Below are 635 nucleotides of genomic sequence, written 5' to 3'. Positions count from 1 at the left end.
GCAGCGGCGCACTCGGCGGCGCTGTCGGCGGCGTCGTCGCCGGTCTGGTCCTCGCCGCAGCTGCCGGTGTCGGCAATCTGGCATTGCTCGGCCTGGTCGCGCTCGTGCTGTCGATTGTCTCGCAGGCAGGCGACCTGTTCGAATCCTGGATCAAGCGCCGCCATGGCCGCAAGGACTCAGGTGCGCTCATCCCGGGCCATGGCGGCGTCATGGATCGCGTCGATGGGCTTGTCGCAGCGGCATTCGCCCTATACGTCATCGGCTGGATTTCGGCGAACGCCGATCATCCGGCGCAGGGTCTGTTTCCCGTTTGAGCGATGTCATTTCAGGGTCCTTTGCGCGGTGCGCCTTGGATTCGCCCGGATTGGTGTCACAGTCACGGCGCAGTCTGCGCCGTGGAAGAATTTGAGGGTTTGTCTTGAACGAGATTCTTCACGCGCTTTTCAGCACAGAAGGCTTTGTCCTCGGCACGCTGGTGCCATTCCTCTTCGTGCTGACCGTAGTCGTGTTCGTCCACGAAATGGGCCATTACCTTGTCGGGCGCTGGTGCGGCATCGGCGTCAGGGCCTTCTCGATCGGCTTCGGCCCGGAACTCTTCGGCTTCAACGACAGCCACGGCACGCGCTGGAAACTGT

2 protein-coding genes are annotated in these 635 nt (G+C 63.0%); both read left to right on the top strand.

Annotated elements, in window-relative coordinates; genetic code table 11:
• Positions 1-314 (top strand): phosphatidate cytidylyltransferase (locus EN984_RS36840; protein WP_164766031.1); only part of this gene is annotated, 314 nt, incomplete at its 5' end.
• 104 nt (positions 315-418) lie between these two features.
• Positions 419-635, top strand: a 217-nt coding sequence (locus EN984_RS36835; RefSeq protein WP_206517593.1) for a site-2 protease family protein, incomplete at its 3' end; no start/stop codon positions are given.

The sequence above is a fragment of the Mesorhizobium sp. M7A.F.Ca.CA.004.12.1.1 genome, assembly GCF_003997835.1.
GTDB lineage: Bacteria > Pseudomonadota > Alphaproteobacteria > Rhizobiales > Rhizobiaceae > Mesorhizobium.
This window is presented reverse-complemented; position numbering and strand designations above follow the sequence as displayed.